Below are 18,232 nucleotides of genomic sequence, written 5' to 3' on the forward strand. Positions count from 1 at the left end.
CCACGGCGCCGCGGCAGGCACGGAGCCTGCCGCGGCGCCGGCACCGGCCGACGCCGATCATGCGGCAGCTCCGGCTGAGAAGGAGAGCAGCTTGCCGCTCTACTTGTCGATCGCCGCTCTCGTTCTCGGCGCGGTGGCGGTCATTGCCGCATTTGCCCGCCGCGGGGCGAAAGGCTGACAAGCCCCCAAATCCCGATGTTTCCATGAACGAAGTTCAAGGGAGAGCATGAAGAGCCCCCTGATTCAGACAAAACCGCGAGCCGGAATCCATCGGCTCGCGGTTTTTTGCCGCTCCATCTTAAAGAAGAAATTTCCACAGCAGCCAGCTGACGAGAGCCGACAGCCAGGAGATCAGGCCGAACACGATGACGATCCGATTCTCGCTCCAGCCGTACTTCAGGCTGAAATGGTAATGGATCGGGGTCATTCGGAACAACCGAAGCTTGGTGCGCTTGTAATACCACACCTGGAGGATGACCGACAGCTGCTCGGCCAGGTAGACCGAGAACAGGATTGGAATAAGGATCTCGACCTTTTCAAGAACCGCCAGGAAAGACAGGGAGCCGCCGATCGCGAGCGACCCCGTATCGCCCATGAACGCTCTCGCCGGATGGATATTATAGAGAAGCAGCCCGAGCAGGCAGGCGATCATGACGAGGGAGAAAGCCTGGACTTCCGGCCGCTCGGATATGGCGAAGAAGAAAAAATACGTCGGAATCGCGGCATTGATCAGCAGGCCGTCGAGCCCGTCCGTAAAGTTGATCGCGTTGGCCGATCCGACGATGAAGAGCAGCATGACGGCGATATACACGGCAGCGGGCAGCTGCAGCGCGAATCCTTGGACCAGCGCGATCCCGCTGGTCAGCCCAAAATAGCGGAACAGGACATAAAGCAGCGTTCCGGCGAAAGCGAATTGAAGCACGAGCTTGGCGCGTCCCGAGATCCCTCCAGCATCCTGGTAAGCCGCCTTGCGGTAATCGTCCATGAAGCCGATGGAACTGAACAGCAGGAAAGCCCAGCAGAGGAAGAGCATCATCGGCGTCGCCTTGAACTGCATGGACATGACGATGCCGATGAGCAGGATGAGACCGGCCATCAGCGGAGTCCCGCGCTTGGCCTGATGGTCCGGGGGCAGCTCCGCCCGGATCGGCTGCGTCAGCTTCAGGCTCTGCAGCGTCCAGATGAGCAGCGGAGAGCCTGCCGCGACCAGCAGGAAAGACAATCCCGAAACTCCAAGCATTCCATTCATTCTCCGCACGCTCTTTCATCCGGCGAACGACTCGCCTTTTTTTGCATTCCGGCAGGCTGGACAACTACTCCTATGTATGCCGCCTTCGTATTGGATATGCGCTGAATCCAATTGTTTGACGCCCCTGCCGTTAAGCTTGTTGCAGAGGGCTGAGCCTAATTTTCCATCCTTTTTCAAGAATGATCAAGCAATCAAATTATCCAGGCAGGGGGGAGTGGAGAATGAGGCTGAAGCGATTCAGAAGACGCAAGAAAATGCCAAACGGAAGCAGTCCCGCCCGCGAACGGACGTCCCAAGCCGCGCCCTTGTGAGCGGAGGAAGCGCGAGCCCGGGTTGCAACTGCGTCTGTTCCCGGATATAATAGGGCATAATTGTCTTAATCAACCCCAATGCTACGATGGAGACCAGTAAGCCAGGCCTGATCCACAGGGAGGGAACGCCGCAGATTGAGAGCGTCCCCGGGCAATCAGCATGGACGAATTCACTCCGGAGCGGAGCTCTGAACGCACGGCCCCGGCCGCGCCTGTAGGAGGCTACGGTCAGCCGGCCGTTATCCGGCAAGAGCAGCCGGGCGCATGAAGCGCCAGGGCGGCATGATTCCTGTCCATGTTGCAGGACAGCGTTTCTTCCGCCCACGCGGAAAAGGCCCTGTCAGGAACAGAGACAGCGTTCATCCGTCAAGACGGCATGGCGACCTATCCACAGGATAGGGCGGCCATTCCGCAAGCAGGCTGGAATCAGGGTGGTACCACGGTCCTTTCGTCCCTTTGCGGAGAGAGGGCCTTTTTGTATTTTTCTTTAGTGGAGTTTCGACGAGGAGTTTAATCAGGGAGGCATGTGAGCCATGAAGGAACGGTTGGAGGCGCTGCGCGCCGAAGCGCTGCAGGAGCTGGAGAAGGTAGCCGGCCCGCAGGAGCTGGGAGATCTCAGAATCAAGTATTTGGGCAAAAAAGGCGCGCTGACGGAAATTTTGCGCGGGATGGGCGCGCTGAGCGCCGAGGAGCGTCCGGTCATCGGAGAGCTCGCGAACAATGTGCGCGGCGCGATCGAGGCCGTGCTGGAAGAGAAAGGCGCCGCTTACCGCCGCGCCGAGACGGATGCGCGGCTGCGCACGGAGACGATCGACGTGTCGCTGCCGGGCAGCCGGCTGCCGACGGGCGCGATCCATCCGCTCGTGAAGGTGCAGCAGGAGATCGAGGATATTTTCATCGGCCTCGGTTATTCCATCGCGGAAGGACCTGAAGTCGAAACCGACTACTACAACTTCGAGGCGCTCAACCTGCCGAAAAACCATCCGGCGCGCGATATGCAGGACTCTTTCTACGTGACCGAGGACATCTTGATGCGCACGCAGACATCCCCTGTGCAGATCCGCGCGATGAAGGCCAGCGGCGGCAAAACTCCGCTCAAGGTCATCTGCCCCGGCAAAGTATACCGCCGCGACGACGACGATGCGACGCACAGCTTCCAGTTCAACCAGGTCGAAGGCCTTGTTGTCGCCAAAGGCATCCGCATGAGCGATCTCAAGGGAACGCTGCTCCAGTTCGTGCAGGAAATGTTCGGCCGTCAGGCCCGCATCCGACTGCGCCCGAGCTTCTTCCCGTTCACCGAGCCGAGCGCCGAGGTCGACGTCACCTGCTCGCAGTGCGGCGGCAGCGGCTGCCGGATGTGCAAGCAGACGGGCTGGCTCGAGATTCTCGGCTGCGGCATGGTGCATCCGAAGGTGCTTGAAGCGGGCGGCTACGATCCGGAGGAAGTCAGCGGCTTCGCCTTCGGCATGGGCATCGAGCGCATCGCGCTGCTGAAGTACGGCATTGACGACATTCGTCATTTCTATACCAATGATCTGCGCTTCCTGAGCCAGTTCGCGAGAATGTAAGGGGGAACGAGCGATGAAAGTATCTACGAGCTGGCTGAAGGATTACGTCGACCTGAGCGGCATCACGCCGCAGGAGCTTGCCGAGAAAATGACGGACGGCGGCATCGAGATCGATGCGGTCGAACCGATGGACAAGGGCGTGGCCGGCGTTGTCGTCGGTTATGTCAAAGAAAAGACGAAACATCCCGATGCCGACAAGCTGAATGTATGCAAGGTCGACGTCGGCACCGGAGAGGATCTGCAGATCGTCTGCGGCGCGCCGAACGTCGACGCCGGCCAGCATGTGCCGGTCGCCACGGTCGGAGCCAAGCTGCCGGGCGGACTGAATATCAAGCGCGCGAAGCTGCGCGGCGTCGAATCGCAGGGCATGATCTGCTCCGCCCGCGAGCTCGGCCTGAACGACAAGCTGCTGCCCAAGGAGCTGCAGGAAGGCATTCTCGTGCTGCCCAAGCTGGAGCTGGGCCGTCCGATCGGCGAGGTTCTCGACCTCGACACGCATGTGCTGGAGCTCGACCTGACGCCGAACCGCTCCGATGCGCTGAGCCTGCTCGGAGTCGCTTACGAGGTCGGAGCTCTGACCGGCCGTCCGGTCAAGCTGCCGGAGCAGGACGTGTTCGCCGCTGCCGAGAAGGCCGCCGACCATCTGTCCGTCAGCGTCGAGGCTCCGGAGCTGTGCTCCCACTACAGCGCCCGCTACATCAAGGGCGTCAACGTCGCTCCGTCCCCGCTCTGGCTGCAGAACCGCCTCATGGCGGCAGGCGTGCGGCCGATCAACAACATCGTCGACGTGACGAACTACGTCATGCTGGAGTACGGCCAGCCGCTGCATGCCTTCGACGCGGACCAAGTGGCGGGCGGCAGCATCGTCGTGCGTCTGGCCCGCGAAGGCGAGACGCTGGAGACGCTCGACGGCCAGCAGCGGACGCTGCAGCCCCATATGCTCGTCATCGCGGACCGCGACAAGCCGGTCGCGCTTGCCGGCGTCATGGGCGGCGCGAACTCCGAGGTGACGGATGAGACGGTCAACATCGTGCTGGAGTCGGCGAAGTTCGACGGCTCGACGGTGCGCCGCACATCCCGCCAGCTCGGCCTCCGCTCCGAATCGAGCCTGCGCTTTGAGAAGGAAGTGGATCCGGCCCGGGTCATCCCGGCGCTTGACCGCGCGGCTTCGCTGATCGCCCGCCTCGGCCAGGGACTCGTAGCGGACGGCATCGTGCAGGAGGTTGTCAAGGCTGCGGAACCGATCGTCATCACGGTCGGCCTGGATCGGATCAATGCCTATCTTGGAACGGAGATTGCCAAGCTCGAGATCCAGACGATCTTCGGCCGCCTCGGCTTCGGCTCCGAGATTTCGGCGGACGGCTCGGCCGTCAAGGTGGAGGTCCCGACCCGCCGCGGCGATATTTCCCGCGATGTGGACCTGATCGAGGAAGTCGCGCGTCTGTACGGCTACGACAACATTCCGACGACGCCGATCCACGGCGACACGACGCCGGGCGCTTTGACGGCTTCCCAGGCGATCCGCCGCGAGCTGCGGCGCCGGCTCTCCGATGCAGGCCTGAGCGAAGTGATCAACTATTCGTTCACATCCCCGGCCCGAACGGAGCTGTTCCCTGCGCTTGGAGGGAGCTCGCGCCCGATCCGTCTCGCCATGCCGATGAGCGAGGATCGGAGCGTCCTGCGCACCTCACTGCTGCCTCAGCTGCTGGAGACGGCGACGTACAACCGGAACCGCAAAAATCCGGACCTCGCCGTATTCGAAATCGGCACGGTCTTCCATACCGACGAAGAGGCGCTCACGGCTCTGCCTCACGAGAAGCATCGCCTGGCCGTGCTGCTCACAGGCGCCCTGCGCGGAGCTTCCTGGAACCGGAAAGCGCAAAAGGCTGATTTCTACGACGCCAAAGGCGTGCTGGAATCGGTATTCGCCGCGCTCGGCCTGAGCGGCTCCGTCACCTACGAAGCGGACTCGCCGGAGCATCTGCATCCCGGCCGGACTGCTGCCGTCAAGCTGCATACGGAGCTCGGCGAGCAGACGATCGGATACGTCGGCCAGCTTCATCCGGAAGCCCAGCAGGCGGAGGATCTGGACGATACCTTCGTCGCCGAGATCGATCTCGACGTTCTGTACGACGCCGCGGACCGTTCCATCGTCTACCGCACGCTGCCGAGGTATCCGGCCGCGGAGCGCGACATCGCCGTCACGGTAGATGCGGGCGTTCCGGCGGCTGCTCTCACGGCAGCGGTGAAGGAAGCGGCCGGCGAGCTGCTTGAGTCCGTCCGTGTCTTCGACGTCTACACGGGCGAGAAGCTCGGCGCCGGACGCAAGAGCGTCGCGCTGTCGCTCGTCTACCGCCATCCGGAGCGCACGATGACGGACGAAGAGGTCGCCGGGCTGCATGCCAAGGCCGTCGCCGAATTGGAACAATCTTTCTCCGCTGAATTGCGGAAATAGGCAGGAAACGCGTAAAGCCGCATCGAAGTAGTCCCCAAAGAGGACTGCGGATGCGGTTTTTCCTTTGAGCAGCGGATGCGGAAGCCTTTTGAGGGTTTTGATCGTCGTAAGGAAATAGAGTTTTTGCGATAGGAATATATGGATCGAGCAATCGCTACATAACGAGCAGCACAGATCGGTTCGACTTCCAGCGATAGGTCCAAAGGAACAGACGAATGGCTGGACTTTCGGAACCGCTTGAACCGCATGAACCGCATGAACATTGAACCATCGCCCGTCACCGGGCCTTAATATAGAGGCTTGCACCGATGCCCCGCACCGCCGAAGACAGGAGCTCCTGTTCCTCGGGAGCGTTTCGCCGCCGCTGGCAGCCATCGGGAGCACAGCCGTACAACAACGGGAGGATACCGCCTTGAAGGAAGCCGATCGCTTGAAAGTAACGGTGGATATATACGGACATCAATATAAACTCACAGGCCACTCCAGCGTCGACTATATCCGCCGGGTGGCGGCTCTCGTCGACGAGAACATGCATAAGCTGGCGAAAGGCTATCCGAGACTGGACATGCCGAGGCTGGCTGTGCTGGCGGCGGTGCATATGGCGGAGGATGTGTTCCGGCTGCGCAGCGACAGCGACCTGCTGAAGGAAGAGCAGAGCCTGCGCAAAACGCTTGTCGGAGAGCTTGAGAAGGCCCAGGCTTCGGTCGAGGGCATGCAGGAGGAGATGAAGCGGCGCGAGGAGGAGTCCAGGTCGCGCCTCGATCAGCTGCTGAGCGAACGGGAAGAAGCCGAGCGGGCAATGCGCAGCGAAGCGGAGGAAAGGCTCGGAGCCGTACAGGCCGCCGTCAAGGAAGAGACGCTGCGCCTGGAGCGCGAAGGCTCCGAGGCCGCCGCCCGGCTTGAGGAGCGTTGGCTGGCTGAGCGCGAGGAGCTCGTAAGGGCGCATCGCGGCGAGATCGAGGAGCGCGAGCGGCAGCATGAGAGCGAACGCGGCGAAGCGGCCCGCTTGCTGGAGTCGGAGCGCAAGGAATGGGAGCGGATGTACGAGGAGGAGTCCCAGGAGCGCGAAGAGGCTCACGCTGCGGCGCTGGAGCAGTCGGCGAGCCGGTATGCGGCGGAAAGCTCGGCGCTGAAGGAAGGCTTGGAGCGCGAGCGCAAGCTTCTTCAGACGCAGCTTGAGGAGTCCAGGCGAGAGCTCGAGGAACTGCTGGAAAGCGAGCGGGCAGCAGCTGCGGCTCGCTTCGAGGAGCAGCGACGCGAGCTCGACGAGGCTCACGCCGCACAGATCGAGGAGCGGGAAGCCAGGTTCGCCTCCGAGATGAGGAGCCTCGAAAGCTCCTTGCAGCAGAAAGTCGCGGAGCTGCAGGAGCTGTACGACCGCGAGGCGGATGCGCGCGCCGTGGAGCGCGCCGAGCTTGAACAGCTGTACGAAGCGGAGTGCCGCGAGCGCGAGCAGGAGAGGGAGGCTTTGCAGCAGCAGCATCAGGAGGAGCTGGCGGCGCGCGAGAAGCTGTATCGCGAGCAGGTGAGCGCTCTGGAGGAGAAGCTGCTCGCCGAGCGCAAGGGCAAGGAGAGCGAGCTGGAGCAGCTGCGCGCGCGAATGAGAGCGGAGATGGACGGCGCGCTTGCCGGCCGGGAGGCCGATTGGCGCAGCGAGGCGGCGAAGCTGGAGGAGCGCCATGAGGCGCTTCTCGCAGAAGCGTCGGCCGCTGCGGAAGCGGCAATGCAGGAACGCGAGGCGCAGCTGCGGCTGGAGCTTGAGAGCCGGCATAGCGAGGCGGCAGCCGCTGCCGAGGCGGCGCTTCGCGAGCGCGAGGAGCAGCTGCGCAAGCGCTATGAGAGCGAGCGCAGTCAGGCGGCGGCCGAGGCGGAAGCGGCAATGCAGGCGCGCGAGGCTGAGCTGCGCAAGCAGCATGAGCGCGAGCTTGGCGAGGCGTCGGCCGCTGCGGAAGCTTTGCTCCAGGAGGCGGAGCAGGCCCGTATCGACGCTGAAGCGCGGCTGCGCGAGCGGACGGCCTCTCTCGAGGCCGAGCTGGAACGTCTGCGCCTGGCGTCCTCGGCCGAGCGGGAAGCTGCGGCAAGCGAGCTCAGGGAATCGCTGGAGCGCGCAGCGCGGGAGATTGAGCATGTGAAGGAAGCCGCCGAGCGCAGGGAGCTGGAGCGCTCGAAGGACGCCGAGGCGGAGCTTGAGCGCGTAAGACAAGAAGCGGCAGCCGAGGCGGCGCGGATGCGCGAGGAGATGAGGCTGTCGTCCGCAGCTGCGGACGAGAAGCTTGCCGCGGCGGAAGCGGCAGCCGCGCGTGCGGGAGAGGACGCCTTCAGGGCGGAAGCCAAGGCCGCGAAGCTGGAGGAGAGCCATTCCCGGAACCGCGACCAATGGGAGTCGGAGCTTAAAAAGCTGGAGGAGGCCCGCCAAGGGGAGCTTCTTCGCAGCGCGGAAGTCTGGGCGGAGGAGCGGAGCGAGCTGGAAAAGCGGCTTAGAGAGGCGGCCGCCTCCAATGCTGCGCTGCAGGAGGAATGGAGCAAGAGGATTAGCGACGCCGAGGAGCATCTCTACTCCGTGCTGGAGCAGGAGGAGGCGCGGGGCCGGCTGCTCGAGGCATCGCAAGCCCAGCTCCGCGGCACCCAGCAGGATCTGGATCTCGCCCGCGGTCGGCTGGAGGAGCTGCAAGCGAAGCTGGCGGCAGCCGAGGATCGCCTTGCGCAAGTCGAGCAAGGCCATCAGGGCCGCGTAAGCGGATTGCTGGAGGAGCTCCGTAACGCCCAAGCGCGCGCCGAATCCTTGGAGCGGCAGGCCGCGGAACGGTCGGCCCAGGCGGAAGCGGAGCGGGAGGCTTCACAGCGTGCGGCCGGGGAGCGGATGCTCCAGCTGGAGGACAAGCTGCGGGAGCTGCAGCAGCTGGCTGCTCAGCGCGAAGATCAGCTTAGACAGCTGGCCGAAGAGCAGGAGGAGCAATCCGGCACGGAAGCCGAGCTGCGGCGGGAGATAGAGCGTGCCCGCCAGGAGGCTGCGGCATCGGGATCAGCCCTTGAGCGGCTGGAGAGCGTCCTGCAGGAGCTGGAGGCGGAGCGTTCGGACCATCGCGACGGCATCAGCCACCTCCATACGGAGAACGAGCGGCTGGCCGAATCCCATGAGCGGCTGAAGATCGAGCATGAAAAGCTCCGCAGCGAATATTCCAAGCTGCAGACGGAGTACAATGAATGGATCGAGCTGATCGAACAGAGCTGACAGGCTTTTGCGGCGCCTGCGCGAACTTCACTGCAGCCAAAAAAAAAACCGTCTCCTTGCCGCTTGCGGCAGCCGAGACGGTTTTTTGCATGCCGGCAAAAATCAAGCCGGCTGCATAATCAGGAACGATGCCCCTTGATGGGCGTAATCTTACTGGACCTTGAGAACCGCGCGCATTTTTTCGTGGCCGGGTCCGCACGGGATGCTGCAGACAATTTCATATTCGCCGGCATCATTGATGGTATATACCTTCGATTGTCCGGCTTTCAAGGCAATATCCGTGTTGGCGACCTTGATGCCGTGGATGCCGTCGGTTTCGACCTTGATCCGTACCGGCTCGCCTTTTTTCACTTCGTATGTCTGCTGGTCGAACTTGTAATTGGTGGCCTTGACGACGACCTCCTGGGAGGCTGGAGTCGAGTCCTCCGTCGTGGAGGCGGAATTGCTGGCGCCGGAGCCGCATGCGGTAAGCGCAACGAGAAGTACGGCCATGGCTGCCGCGAGCGGCAGCTTTCTTCCCCATTTATGCAACATGACAGTGGTTGTCCCCTTTCGGATTGTCTTCTATCTATCATAACGAATTTGGAAATGGGATGAAATGAGTATGCCGGACAGGGTTTGAACAAAAAATGACATATGTAGAGGCACGAAAGGAGCAGTTGCCGGCTCCGTTCCGTGCCTGCGTTCAATGATGCTCTTTCTTGTTGCGGCCGGCATCGAAAGGCGTCGGAATGAAGAGATCGATAATCCCGATGACCAGCGCGGCCAGAATGGCGCCGAGCCAGGTCACGGCTACTCCTCCGACAATGAATTGGGCCAGCCAGATGACGACGACGCTCGCGATGAAGCCGACGATGCCGCGTCCAAAGGGGGTCACTCTTTTGCCGAAGATGCCTTCGACGACCCATCCAAGCAGAGCGATGACCAGAGCCAGCATCAAAGCGCTCCAGAATCCGCCTACGGCAAACTGGGGAACGATGTAACCCACCAGCATCAGAACGATGGCCGCGACGATAAAACGAACGACATGTCCTAAAAAGCTCATGCGGGTACCTCCTTAGTGAATTGAAGTTTGAACTCAGCCTTCGCTCCTAGTGTGGATGTTTTCGGGCTATTTCATGTATAGCCGATTTGACCTGCGTGCGCGGATTCCCCGCTTCCGGTATAATGACGTTGAAAGGAGCTGCATGACGCTCGTGGACAGCAAAATCCTGCATACACTCGAATATGCCAAAATCATCGACCAACTACTTCAACATACATCGACTCCGATGGGCCGCCGCCTGGCCGAAGAGCTCGCTCCCTCCTCGGAGCTTTCCGATGTCGAGCGCTCTCTCCAAGCTACCGAGGAAGCGGCAGCGGCATACCGCCTGAAGGGAACAGGCCCGTTCCGCGGCATCGCCGACATCCGGGCCCATCTCAAGCGGGCGGTCATCGGAGGAACGCTGAGCTCGGCGGAGCTGCTGGAAACGGCGCTGACCGCCAGAGGAGCCCGCAGGGTCCGAAGCCATATCCTGCATGTGCATGAAGATCATCCGATTCCTCTGCTGGAGCATGTCGCCGATGGCATTTATCCGCGCAAGGAGCTTGAGGACTCGATTTTCGCCTGCATCGACGAGGACGGCCATGTCCTCGACAGCGCCAGCAGCGAGCTGGCCCAGATCCGCCGGGAGCTGCGCCAGGGCGAAGGCAAGGTAAGGGAGAAGCTTGAATCGATGCTGCGCTCCTCCTCCGTTCAGAAGATGCTTCAGGACAGCCTGATCACGCTGCGGGGAGACCGCTATGTCATCCCGGTGAAGCAGGAATACCGCTCTCACTTCGGCGGCATCGTCCATGACCAGTCCAATTCCGGCGCGACGCTGTTCATCGAGCCGGAGGCAGTCGTCGCGATGAACAACAAGCTGAGGGAGGTCAAGGCTGCGGAAGCGCGCGAGATCGAGCGCATCCTTCAGAAGCTGACCGCCGAGGCGGCCGAAGCGGCCGAGGATCTGGCCATCAACCACGATCTGCTTGCGCAGCTGGATTTCGCCTTCGCCAAAGCCGTGCTTGCGCACGGCATGCGGGCCGAGCGTCCGGCGATGAACGGCAACGGGTATTTGCGCATCCGGCGGGGACGCCATCCGTTGATCGAGCGGGACAAGGCTGTGCCTCTCGATCTGGAGATGGGAGGAAGCCATACCGGCATCATCGTTACGGGTCCCAATACGGGAGGCAAGACGGTCGCGCTCAAGACGGTCGGCCTGCTCAGCCTGATGGCGATGTCGGGATTGTTCGTACCGGCCGACGACAGTACGGAGCTTTGCGTCTTCGACGCCATCTATGCCGATATCGGCGACGAGCAGAGCATCGAGCAGAGCCTCAGCACGTTCTCCAGCCACATGACCAACATCATTCGCATTCTCGGACGCATGACGTCGGACAGCCTGGTGCTGCTCGACGAGCTTGGCGCCGGCACGGATCCTGCGGAAGGCTCCGCGCTCGCCATCGCCATTCTCGACCATATCCACCGGTCAGGCGCCCGGATGCTGGCCACGACCCACTACAGCGAGCTGAAAGCCTATGCGTACAACCGCGAAGGACTCATCAACGCGAGCATGGAATTCGATATCGCGACCTTGAGCCCGACCTATCGCCTTCTGGTCGGGGTGCCGGGCCGAAGCAATGCGTTCGCCATTGCCGAGAGGCTCGGCCTCGACAAAGGCATTATCCAGCAGGCCCGTGGCGAGGTCAGCGAAGACGATCTCCGCGTAGAAAGCATGATCGCTTCGCTCGAGCGGGACCGCCAAAGCGCCGAAGCGGAGCGCGGACAGGCTGAAGCTCTTCGCAGAGAGCTCGAAGAGGAGCGCAGCCTGTACGACCAGGAGCTTAGGCGCTTCGAGGAGCAGCGGGACCGGATGCTGGCCAAAGCCCAGGAAGAAGCCCGGCTCGCCGTGGCCAAGGCGAGGCGCGAAGCGGAGGAAATCATCTCGGAGCTGCGCCAGCTCGCCAAGGAAGAAGGAGCGGCGGTCAAGGACCATAAGCTGACCGAAGCCCGCAAGCGGCTGGAGGAGGCTTCTCCGGAGCTTGTCCGGAAGCAGGCCGCCCGCAAGAAAGCGGAAGCCGGCCGCAGCATCGGTCCCGGGGACGAGGTTATCGTGCACAGCCTGAATCAGAAGGGCTACGTCGTCGACATGTCCGGGGGCGAAGCTACCGTGCAGCTTGGCATCCTCAAGATGAAGGTCAAGAAAGACGATCTGGAGCTCGTGAAGCAGGCTCCGGCTCCGAAGACGCAGCCGCCCAAAGCTTCGGCTACGCTCAAGCGCACCCGTGACGACAGCGTGAAAATGGAGCTCGACCTCAGGGGCAGCAATCTGGATGAATCCATCATCGAAGTGGACCGGTTCCTGGACGAGTCGTTCTTGTCGGGGATGGGCCAGGTGTACATTATCCATGGCAAGGGAACGGGAGTGCTGCGGACGGGAATTCAGGATTTCCTGCGCCGCCACAAGCTTGTGAAGAGCTATCGTCTGGGCAACTATGGCGAGGGCGGATCGGGAGTGACCGTGGCGGAACTGAAGTAGGCCTCCGCGGCTTCGGCGGCCCAAGGAAAAGCGCCGTATTGAACCAAAGGCAGGCAGGCAGGCAGGAGGTGCAGGAATGGACAAAATTGTCGATGTTCTGCTTCGCAACGAGTACTTTTCCTCCCTGATTTATGTATCCATAGCCATCATGGCTTTGATCCTGTTTTTATCCTTGTTCGAATGGGTCGCGAAGTATAAATGCTGGGATGAAATCCGCAAAGGCAATATGGCGGTTGCGTTCGCGACCGGCGGAAAAATATTCGGCATCTGCAATATTTTCCGTTTTTCCGCCAATGCGGGGGATTCCATCTATGCGGGCTTGCTTTGGGGCGCATACGGGTTTATCATATTGCTTCTCGCCTACTTTCTGTTCGAGTTTCTGACTCCGGTATTCCGGATCGACGAGGAAATCAGGAAGGATAACCGCGCGGTCGGATTCATCGCCATGGTCATATCCGTCTCCATTTCCTTCGTGATCGGAGGAACGATATAGAAGCCGATTTGCGAGGCATAAGCAGCGGAGGGCTTGGGATGAAATATTTATGGGGCACGCTGGCCGTGCTTGCGGTATTGTTTTTTGTTTTGGGTATCATCTATTTGAATTGACGGAAGGAGACGGAGCCGATGAGCAAGGAAACGCAGGAAACAGGCTTGATCTGCCCCTGGTGCTCGACCGAGATCGTATGGGATGAGGAGATCGGTCCGGAAGAGTACTGCCCTCATTGCGAGAACGAGCTGACCGGATACCGGACGTTGAAGCTGGGCGAGAACGATGACGCCGCACCGGAAGCGGCAGAGGCCGAGGATGACGAAGCTTCGGACTGGGATGCTGACGAGGCCGGCGACGACACGGGCTGGGCCGGAGGAGGCAGGCCTCGTTCCTGGCTGCTGGCCGACGAGAAGATCCAACGGATCATGGACGATCAGGAGGAGATGCCGGAATGTCCGTCCTGCAGAGAGTACATGCTGTTCGGCGGCACGCAGCCGCTGGCTCCATTCGAGCCGGCCGCGCCGCCGGCACTGAAAAAGCCGCTCCTCCCGCCGTCGCCGGGCCTGCAGGTCTACGTCTGCCCGGCTTGCCATGAAGTGTCCTTCAAGCTTGACCGCGATGCCAGGGGCTTCCTGACTTCCGCGCTCGGCGAGGAAAGCTGATCCTGCTGTTTATGCGAACCGACGGCTGAACAAACAGCCGGGGCTGTCCTTCAAGTCATCAACATGACTAGGGGCGGCCTTTTTTGTTTTTTCCAGCCGCTGCTCCAAGCGGGAAGCCTCAAGAAGAATGACTGCCGGCTGAACCAAAAAAAGGCATGAAGACGAACATTAAAGCCGGGGAATGCTGTCACGATGGAGGTGGTTGCACATATGAGCACGCGCAAACATCGCAGGCGGCGGCTGTCTGCTCCGGCAGACATGCCTGTTCCCGGACAAGGCGACGAACCGGGAAGAGGGGACATGGAAGCGGCTGCCATGGCGGGGGAAAGGCCGATCGGGCGGGACGCCGGCTCTTCGGCTCCGCACGGCAGGCAGAAGGCTGCAAGCCGGGGCAAGGCAGCCATCGACGGCCAAGCCGCGATGCTGCTCGCCGTTTTGACCCTATTCAATTCAGCGAATGCCTTTTCGGGGACGTTCGTACCGGTCTACCTGTTCAAGGCGGGCCACAACTACAGCCTGGTCGGCATGTATTCCCTGCTTCAATACTTATGCGGAGGGATATGCGTATGGCTCGCCGGGGCTTGGGTGAAGCAGAAGGGTCTGGTCCTGTCGCTGAGGACAGGCGTCGCTTTGTCCGGCATCTTTTATTTGAGCGTGCTGCTGCTAGGGGGAGCCGCCCGGAGCTATGCCGCGCCGCTCGGCATGCTGAACGGCATTGCGGGCGGATTTTTTTGGCTCGCTTACAATGTCCTCTATTTTGAAATTACCGAAAGGGACAACCGGGACCGGTTCAACGGGTGGGCCGGCTTGCTCGGCTCAGGGGTCGGCATGTTCGCGCCATGGCTGTCCGGAATCATTATCGCCGCCCGTGGAGGCGATGCCGGATATGCGGTTATTTTCGGCTTGTCGCTTGCTCTGTTCGTATTGGCCGCTGTCATCAGCGCCAAGCTGAAAAAAAGACCGCCTCAAGGACGGTATCAATGGTTCATGGCCATACGGGAGCTGAGGGATCCATCGAGCCCGTGGCGCCGCTTCGTGCCGGCCATTCTGTTTCAAGGCCTGAGGGACGGCGTCTTCATGTTCCTGATCGGCTTGACCGTATATGCGGCGACACAGCGGGAGAAGCAGCTCGGAAGCTTTTATCTCGTCACCTCGCTTGTCGCTCTGGTAAGCTTCTGGATCTGCGGCAAGCTGCTGCGGCCATCCAGACGGAGCGCGGCTATGCTGGCAGGTACGCTGGCCATGACGGCGGTCATCGTTCCGCTTCTGGCCGGAGTCAAGTATTCCACGCTGCTGCTGCTTGGAATCGGAACGTCTTTGTTCGCTCCGTTGTATATGATTCCCATGACTTCCGCCGTGTTCGATCTGATCGGAAGAAGCGAGGACTCGGCAAGGAGAAGGGTTGAATATACGGTGCTTAGAGAAGCCTCGCTCACCGTCGGGCGCGTAGCGGGAGTAGGGGCGTTCCTCGTCGTAGCTTCCGGAGGAACCCCGAGTCCGGATCGGCTGGCTTGGCTTCTGCTTATTCTGGGCTCCGCTCCGATCGCCGGCTGGTGGTTCATCAGGCGTTCCCTGAAGGTGCAGGGGCAGACGGCGACGGCAGCGGGGGAGAGACGGCCGTGATTGTCTGGGAAAACAACCGATTGTAGGTAAAGTCTAGAAGCGCCGCCGACTTGACCGCCTGGTCTGGGAACCGTCCGACAAGCTCAGTCTGAGGAGCCGCCCGCCAGCTGCCGGCGAGGCAAGCTGACCTCATTCCCCAGCCAGCGTTTCAGCTCCGCCCTCACGAACCGGCGGCGTTTGCCGATGTAGGCGAGGATGAACGCCTTCTCTCCGCCGAACGCCTTCAGCGTCGCTGCACGCGCCGGATCGAGCTTGACGGCCGATGCGATCCTCTCCAGCATGCCGCCCGCGACGGGACCGATCCTCTCTTCCGTGAACTCCGTCTCCATGATGCGCTCCAGCTCTTCGGCATAACGCCTTCTCCATTCCGGGAATTGGAAGACTCGGCGAGTCAAGCCGTTGTAGCCCTGGATCCGCACGAGATCGGCCGAGCAGGGCTTGCCGAAGCAGTTGCGGCCCCATGAGCCTTCGTAGTCCCAGGGAAGGATGCCATAGCGGCCGGAAGCGTCATCCTCGTACAAGGCGTAATTCTGCTCAAAGCCGTCGTAGTTGCCGGTGAGGACGGCGCCGGCCAGCCATTTGAAATACAGGTCCAAATCAAGACGCTCCTCGATCGCCTCCTGCAGGCGCGAGTCTTTCAGCCGGTGGAGCCCGCCGATGAAGTCGGATAAACGGACAAGCGTGTCCCCGTCTCCCTCGATGAACTCATACCCGTCGGCGAGAGATCGCTTGCGGCGCCGGGACTCGGGATCCTTGAGCTCGAAGTTGGCGCTGTCGTTGGCTGCATACAGAAGAGACCGGTAGCGGATTCCGCGCATGGAAAAAAAGCGGGAATTGACGGCTTCAATTTCCAAATAAATGCCGTCCGGCCTGCCGCTGACCGACAGCCATACCGGGCGGGTGCGCGGGGAAGGGACTCCGATCTGCTCCATGAAATGAAAGCTGAGCGCGTTGCGGATCATGGAAGGATCATCCGATTCCGCATTCCAATGAAGGACCAGCCCGCTTTCCAACTGGATCTCGTAGGATTTCTTCGCGTATTCCCGCGTGTGTCCGCCTCTGTAGCGGATTCTTGCGCCTGATATCCGTCCGCCGATGCCGAGCTTCGCAGGCACATATCTGCGGCTCCATATATCCCGGTCAAGCTCCGACCTCTGATCCGGTCCCATCAACACCGACCGCTCCGGAATTCCTGCCCGCATATGCCCATCCTCCTCTTGCCGCCTTCCGCCAGCGGCGTATCCGCCCATGCGTTACCCTATTCGGAATACGGCAGGATGGTTCGGCAGCGGCAGCTCTCCCGCTCCGCCAACCTCCCTGTCGCCGGGAAGACAGGCTGCATATACTGGGGACAGGAAGAGCGGATATCCGTCCAAGAGTCTTCCTTCAAGGAGGAGGCGATCCAACAGCATCCATGAAACCCGAACATCCCTGGCAGAACCGCTTCGTAACCGTCGTTCTGGAAGGAGGCGGCAGGCTGGAGGGACTTTTATGCGAGATGGGCGAAGACATGCTCTCCATGTTCATCCTCCCGTCCCGGCGCTACGGCTACATTCCGCTGGTGCAGGTCAAAGAGCTGTCCCTTTCCCCCGTGCCCGCCCCCGAAGTCTCCCCGATCGTCGAAGACCATCCTTACCGCACCCCGTCCGAGCGCATGACCTACCGCAAGATGCTGCTGGCCTCCAAAGGCTCGTTCTCCGAAATCAAGCTTTCCTCCAACCGGCAGCTCCACGGCTATCTGGCCGGAGTCATGAACGATTTCCTGATCTTCTGCGTCCCGATGAACGGGGCCGTGCTTGTTCCGCTCGGCAGCCTGCGCTGCCTTTCGCCCTACCCTCCCGGCCTGGCGCCGTACCATCTGACGCCGGAGCAGTTCCCGCTGCGCCCGCTTTCGCTCGGCCTGGCGCGCAGCTTCTCCCAGCAGCTGGCCAAGCTGCAAGGGGAGTTCATCGTTGCCGGAAGAGGCGAATTGCCGGATCTGTCCGGCGTTCTTACCGCCATTGAAGGCCAGCTCGTCACCTTGACGGATGCCTCCGGCAGCAGCGTCTGCCTGCATTTCTCCGCTATCGAAGCGCTGCATCTCTAACCTCGGAATCCGGCCATTCGTCCTTCTGCCGCAGATGGCGCCGAGGGTACATATTGACAGTCCGTCCGGGCATCCTACAGCTTGGAAGCAATTCAAAACCAAGGGAGTGGGCATCTATGCTGCAACCGTTGACGGGCAAGGAAATTCAATACATCTCGGATTCCATGACCAATGAGGATCTGCTGATGAAGCAATGCGCCTGCATGGCGACAAGCGTCGGCAACGCCGGCGTCAGCCAGCTCGCGTCGAGAATGGTCATGAACCATCAGCAAAATTACGCAACGCTCTTGAACAGCTTGTACCAGCATCAGACGATGGCTCCGTCCTCGCCGCAAAGCTGAGATCCAATCGAAAAGGGAGGCTAATACATGTTTCAGCAGCAAAATCAAACCGCCATGCAGCAGACACCGTTCCCGGAAGACGCATGGGCCAATACCGTCCTGTGCGACCTGAAGCGGGTCGTGCGCGAATATGCGACGGCCGCGACGGAGAGCTCCTGTCCTGAAGTTCGCAAGATGTTCACGTCGCTGACGAACAGCACCCTGCAGATGCAGGGTGAGCTGTTCAACGCCATGCAGCAGGCGAATATGTATACGGAGCCTTCGCCTGCGCTGCGCCAGGACATCCAGAAGAATATCGCTTCGTTCCAGCAGAAGCAGCAGCAGACGCAGCAATTTCTCCATCAGCGGATGAGCGGCCAGGCGGCTCAGCCGCCTATGCAGCCTCAGGCGCAATCGCAGCAGCCTTACATGCAGCCGCAGATGCACTCTCCGCAGCAGTATGTGCAGCCTCAGATTCCGCAGCCCTTGCAGGATCATCAGCGCCAGCATTTCTATAGTTGAGCAGCCGGAAGAAGGCGGGCGGGGACATGTTCCCTGCCTGTCTTTTTTTGCGCCGGACCTTGCTTCGCAAGATCGGCCTCCGGCGCACGGCTCTGCTGCGGCCGGAAAGTCTGCCGCGAAGGGGGAGTCTGCGGAACCGGGAGCGGGACGACGC

Annotated in this window: 14 protein-coding genes; 10 read left to right on the top strand and 4 right to left on the bottom strand. The window is 61.3% G+C overall.

The features are described 5' to 3' along the window. Positions 1-298: 298 nt before the first annotated feature. A complete protein-coding gene (gene mraY, locus PHU01S_RS22460; protein WP_174806396.1) occupies positions 299-1,249 on the bottom strand; it encodes a phospho-N-acetylmuramoyl-pentapeptide-transferase in 951 nt (316 codons plus the stop codon). 844 nt (positions 1,250-2,093) lie between these two features. On the opposite strand from mraY, the gene pheS reads away from it, so the two are divergent. From pheS to zapA, 3 genes are all read left to right on the top strand, one after another. Further along, positions 2,094-3,128 (top strand): phenylalanine--tRNA ligase subunit alpha, encoded by a 1,035-nt coding sequence (gene pheS / locus PHU01S_RS22465; protein WP_021881538.1) that lies wholly within the window; start codon positions 2,094-2,096, stop codon positions 3,126-3,128. A gap of 13 nt (positions 3,129-3,141) precedes the next feature. Continuing rightward, positions 3,142-5,583: a phenylalanine--tRNA ligase subunit beta gene (pheT, locus tag PHU01S_RS22470; protein WP_127510057.1), complete on the top strand. Its 2,442-nt coding sequence runs from the start codon at positions 3,142-3,144 to the stop codon at positions 5,581-5,583. Between the two features lie 412 nt (positions 5,584-5,995). Beyond that, positions 5,996-8,815 (top strand): cell division protein ZapA, encoded by a 2,820-nt coding sequence (gene zapA, locus PHU01S_RS22475; RefSeq protein ID WP_164763160.1) that lies wholly within the window; start codon positions 5,996-5,998, stop codon positions 8,813-8,815. Between the two features lie 150 nt (positions 8,816-8,965). Here zapA and PHU01S_RS22480 read toward each other — a convergent pair whose 3' ends face one another. Beyond that, a complete protein-coding gene (locus PHU01S_RS22480; protein WP_048747421.1) occupies positions 8,966-9,349 on the bottom strand; it encodes a cupredoxin domain-containing protein in 384 nt (127 codons plus the stop codon). A gap of 151 nt (positions 9,350-9,500) precedes the next feature. Beyond that, positions 9,501-9,860 carry a phage holin family protein gene (locus tag PHU01S_RS22485; RefSeq protein WP_021879504.1) on the bottom strand — a complete coding sequence of 120 codons (360 nt, stop codon included), beginning with the start codon at positions 9,858-9,860 and terminating at the stop codon, positions 9,501-9,503. Between the two features lie 151 nt (positions 9,861-10,011). Here PHU01S_RS22485 and PHU01S_RS22490 point away from each other — a divergent pair, with 151 nt between their 5' ends. The 4 genes from PHU01S_RS22490 (at position 10,012) to PHU01S_RS22505 (ending at position 15,150) form a co-directional block, all read left to right on the top strand. Beyond that, positions 10,012-12,375 (top strand): endonuclease MutS2, encoded by a 2,364-nt coding sequence (locus tag PHU01S_RS22490; protein WP_048747441.1) that lies wholly within the window; start codon positions 10,012-10,014, stop codon positions 12,373-12,375. Positions 12,376-12,451: 76 nt separating this feature from the next. Beyond that, positions 12,452-12,868 carry a DUF350 domain-containing protein gene (locus tag PHU01S_RS22495; RefSeq protein ID WP_021879502.1) on the top strand — a complete coding sequence of 139 codons (417 nt, stop codon included), beginning with the start codon at positions 12,452-12,454 and terminating at the stop codon, positions 12,866-12,868. Between the two features lie 131 nt (positions 12,869-12,999). Continuing rightward, positions 13,000-13,527, top strand: coding sequence for a hypothetical protein (locus tag PHU01S_RS22500; RefSeq protein ID WP_021879501.1), 528 nt, complete (start codon positions 13,000-13,002; stop codon positions 13,525-13,527). Positions 13,528-13,737: 210 nt separating this feature from the next. After that, positions 13,738-15,150, top strand: a complete 1,413-nt coding sequence (locus PHU01S_RS22505; protein WP_164763161.1) for an MFS transporter — start codon at positions 13,738-13,740, stop codon at positions 15,148-15,150. An 83-nt stretch (positions 15,151-15,233) separates the two neighbouring features. Here PHU01S_RS22505 and PHU01S_RS22510 read toward each other — a convergent pair whose 3' ends face one another. Continuing rightward, positions 15,234-16,352 (bottom strand): CotH kinase family protein, encoded by a 1,119-nt coding sequence (locus tag PHU01S_RS22510; RefSeq protein ID WP_083436497.1) that lies wholly within the window; start codon positions 16,350-16,352, stop codon positions 15,234-15,236. Between the two features lie 212 nt (positions 16,353-16,564). Between PHU01S_RS22510 and PHU01S_RS22515 the strand changes: the two genes are divergently transcribed. From PHU01S_RS22515 to PHU01S_RS22525, 3 genes are all read left to right on the top strand, one after another. Further along, entirely contained in the window at positions 16,565-17,236 is a 672-nt protein-coding gene (locus PHU01S_RS22515; RefSeq protein WP_127510063.1) for a YwrJ family protein, read from the top strand. A gap of 116 nt (positions 17,237-17,352) precedes the next feature. After that, the gene (locus PHU01S_RS22520; protein ID WP_021879498.1) at positions 17,353-17,577 is read left to right on the top strand and encodes a hypothetical protein; all 225 of its coding nucleotides are present in this window, start codon (positions 17,353-17,355) and stop codon (positions 17,575-17,577) included. Between the two features lie 27 nt (positions 17,578-17,604). Next, entirely contained in the window at positions 17,605-18,078 is a 474-nt protein-coding gene (locus PHU01S_RS22525) for a spore coat protein (RefSeq protein WP_021879497.1), read from the top strand. Positions 18,079-18,232 lie beyond the last annotated feature (154 nt).

The organism is Paenibacillus humicus NBRC 102415 (assembly GCF_004000905.1).
Taxonomy (GTDB): domain Bacteria; phylum Bacillota; class Bacilli; order Paenibacillales; family Paenibacillaceae; genus Paenibacillus_O; species Paenibacillus_O humicus.

What these genes read in the sequence shown, in the direction of transcription:
- PHU01S_RS22480 (WP_048747421.1), bottom strand. Translation starts at nt 9,349, where the DNA reads ATGTTGCATAAATGGGGAAGAAAGCTGCCGCTCGCGGCAGCCATGGCC.
- PHU01S_RS22505 (WP_164763161.1), top strand. Translation starts at nt 13,738, where the DNA reads ATGAGCACGCGCAAACATCGCAGGCGGCGGCTGTCTGCTCCGGCAGAC.
- PHU01S_RS22500 (WP_021879501.1), top strand. Translation starts at nt 13,000, where the DNA reads ATGAGCAAGGAAACGCAGGAAACAGGCTTGATCTGCCCCTGGTGCTCG.
- pheS (WP_021881538.1), top strand. Translation starts at nt 2,094, where the DNA reads ATGAAGGAACGGTTGGAGGCGCTGCGCGCCGAAGCGCTGCAGGAGCTG.
- mraY (WP_174806396.1), bottom strand. Translation starts at nt 1,249, where the DNA reads ATGAATGGAATGCTTGGAGTTTCGGGATTGTCTTTCCTGCTGGTCGCG.
- PHU01S_RS22525 (WP_021879497.1), top strand. Translation starts at nt 17,605, where the DNA reads ATGTTTCAGCAGCAAAATCAAACCGCCATGCAGCAGACACCGTTCCCG.
- PHU01S_RS22510 (WP_083436497.1), bottom strand. Translation starts at nt 16,352, where the DNA reads ATGCGGGCAGGAATTCCGGAGCGGTCGGTGTTGATGGGACCGGATCAG.
- pheT (WP_127510057.1), top strand. Translation starts at nt 3,142, where the DNA reads ATGAAAGTATCTACGAGCTGGCTGAAGGATTACGTCGACCTGAGCGGC.
- PHU01S_RS22520 (WP_021879498.1), top strand. Translation starts at nt 17,353, where the DNA reads ATGCTGCAACCGTTGACGGGCAAGGAAATTCAATACATCTCGGATTCC.
- PHU01S_RS22495 (WP_021879502.1), top strand. Translation starts at nt 12,452, where the DNA reads ATGGACAAAATTGTCGATGTTCTGCTTCGCAACGAGTACTTTTCCTCC.
- PHU01S_RS22485 (WP_021879504.1), bottom strand. Translation starts at nt 9,860, where the DNA reads ATGAGCTTTTTAGGACATGTCGTTCGTTTTATCGTCGCGGCCATCGTT.
- PHU01S_RS22515 (WP_127510063.1), top strand. Translation starts at nt 16,565, where the DNA reads ATGAAACCCGAACATCCCTGGCAGAACCGCTTCGTAACCGTCGTTCTG.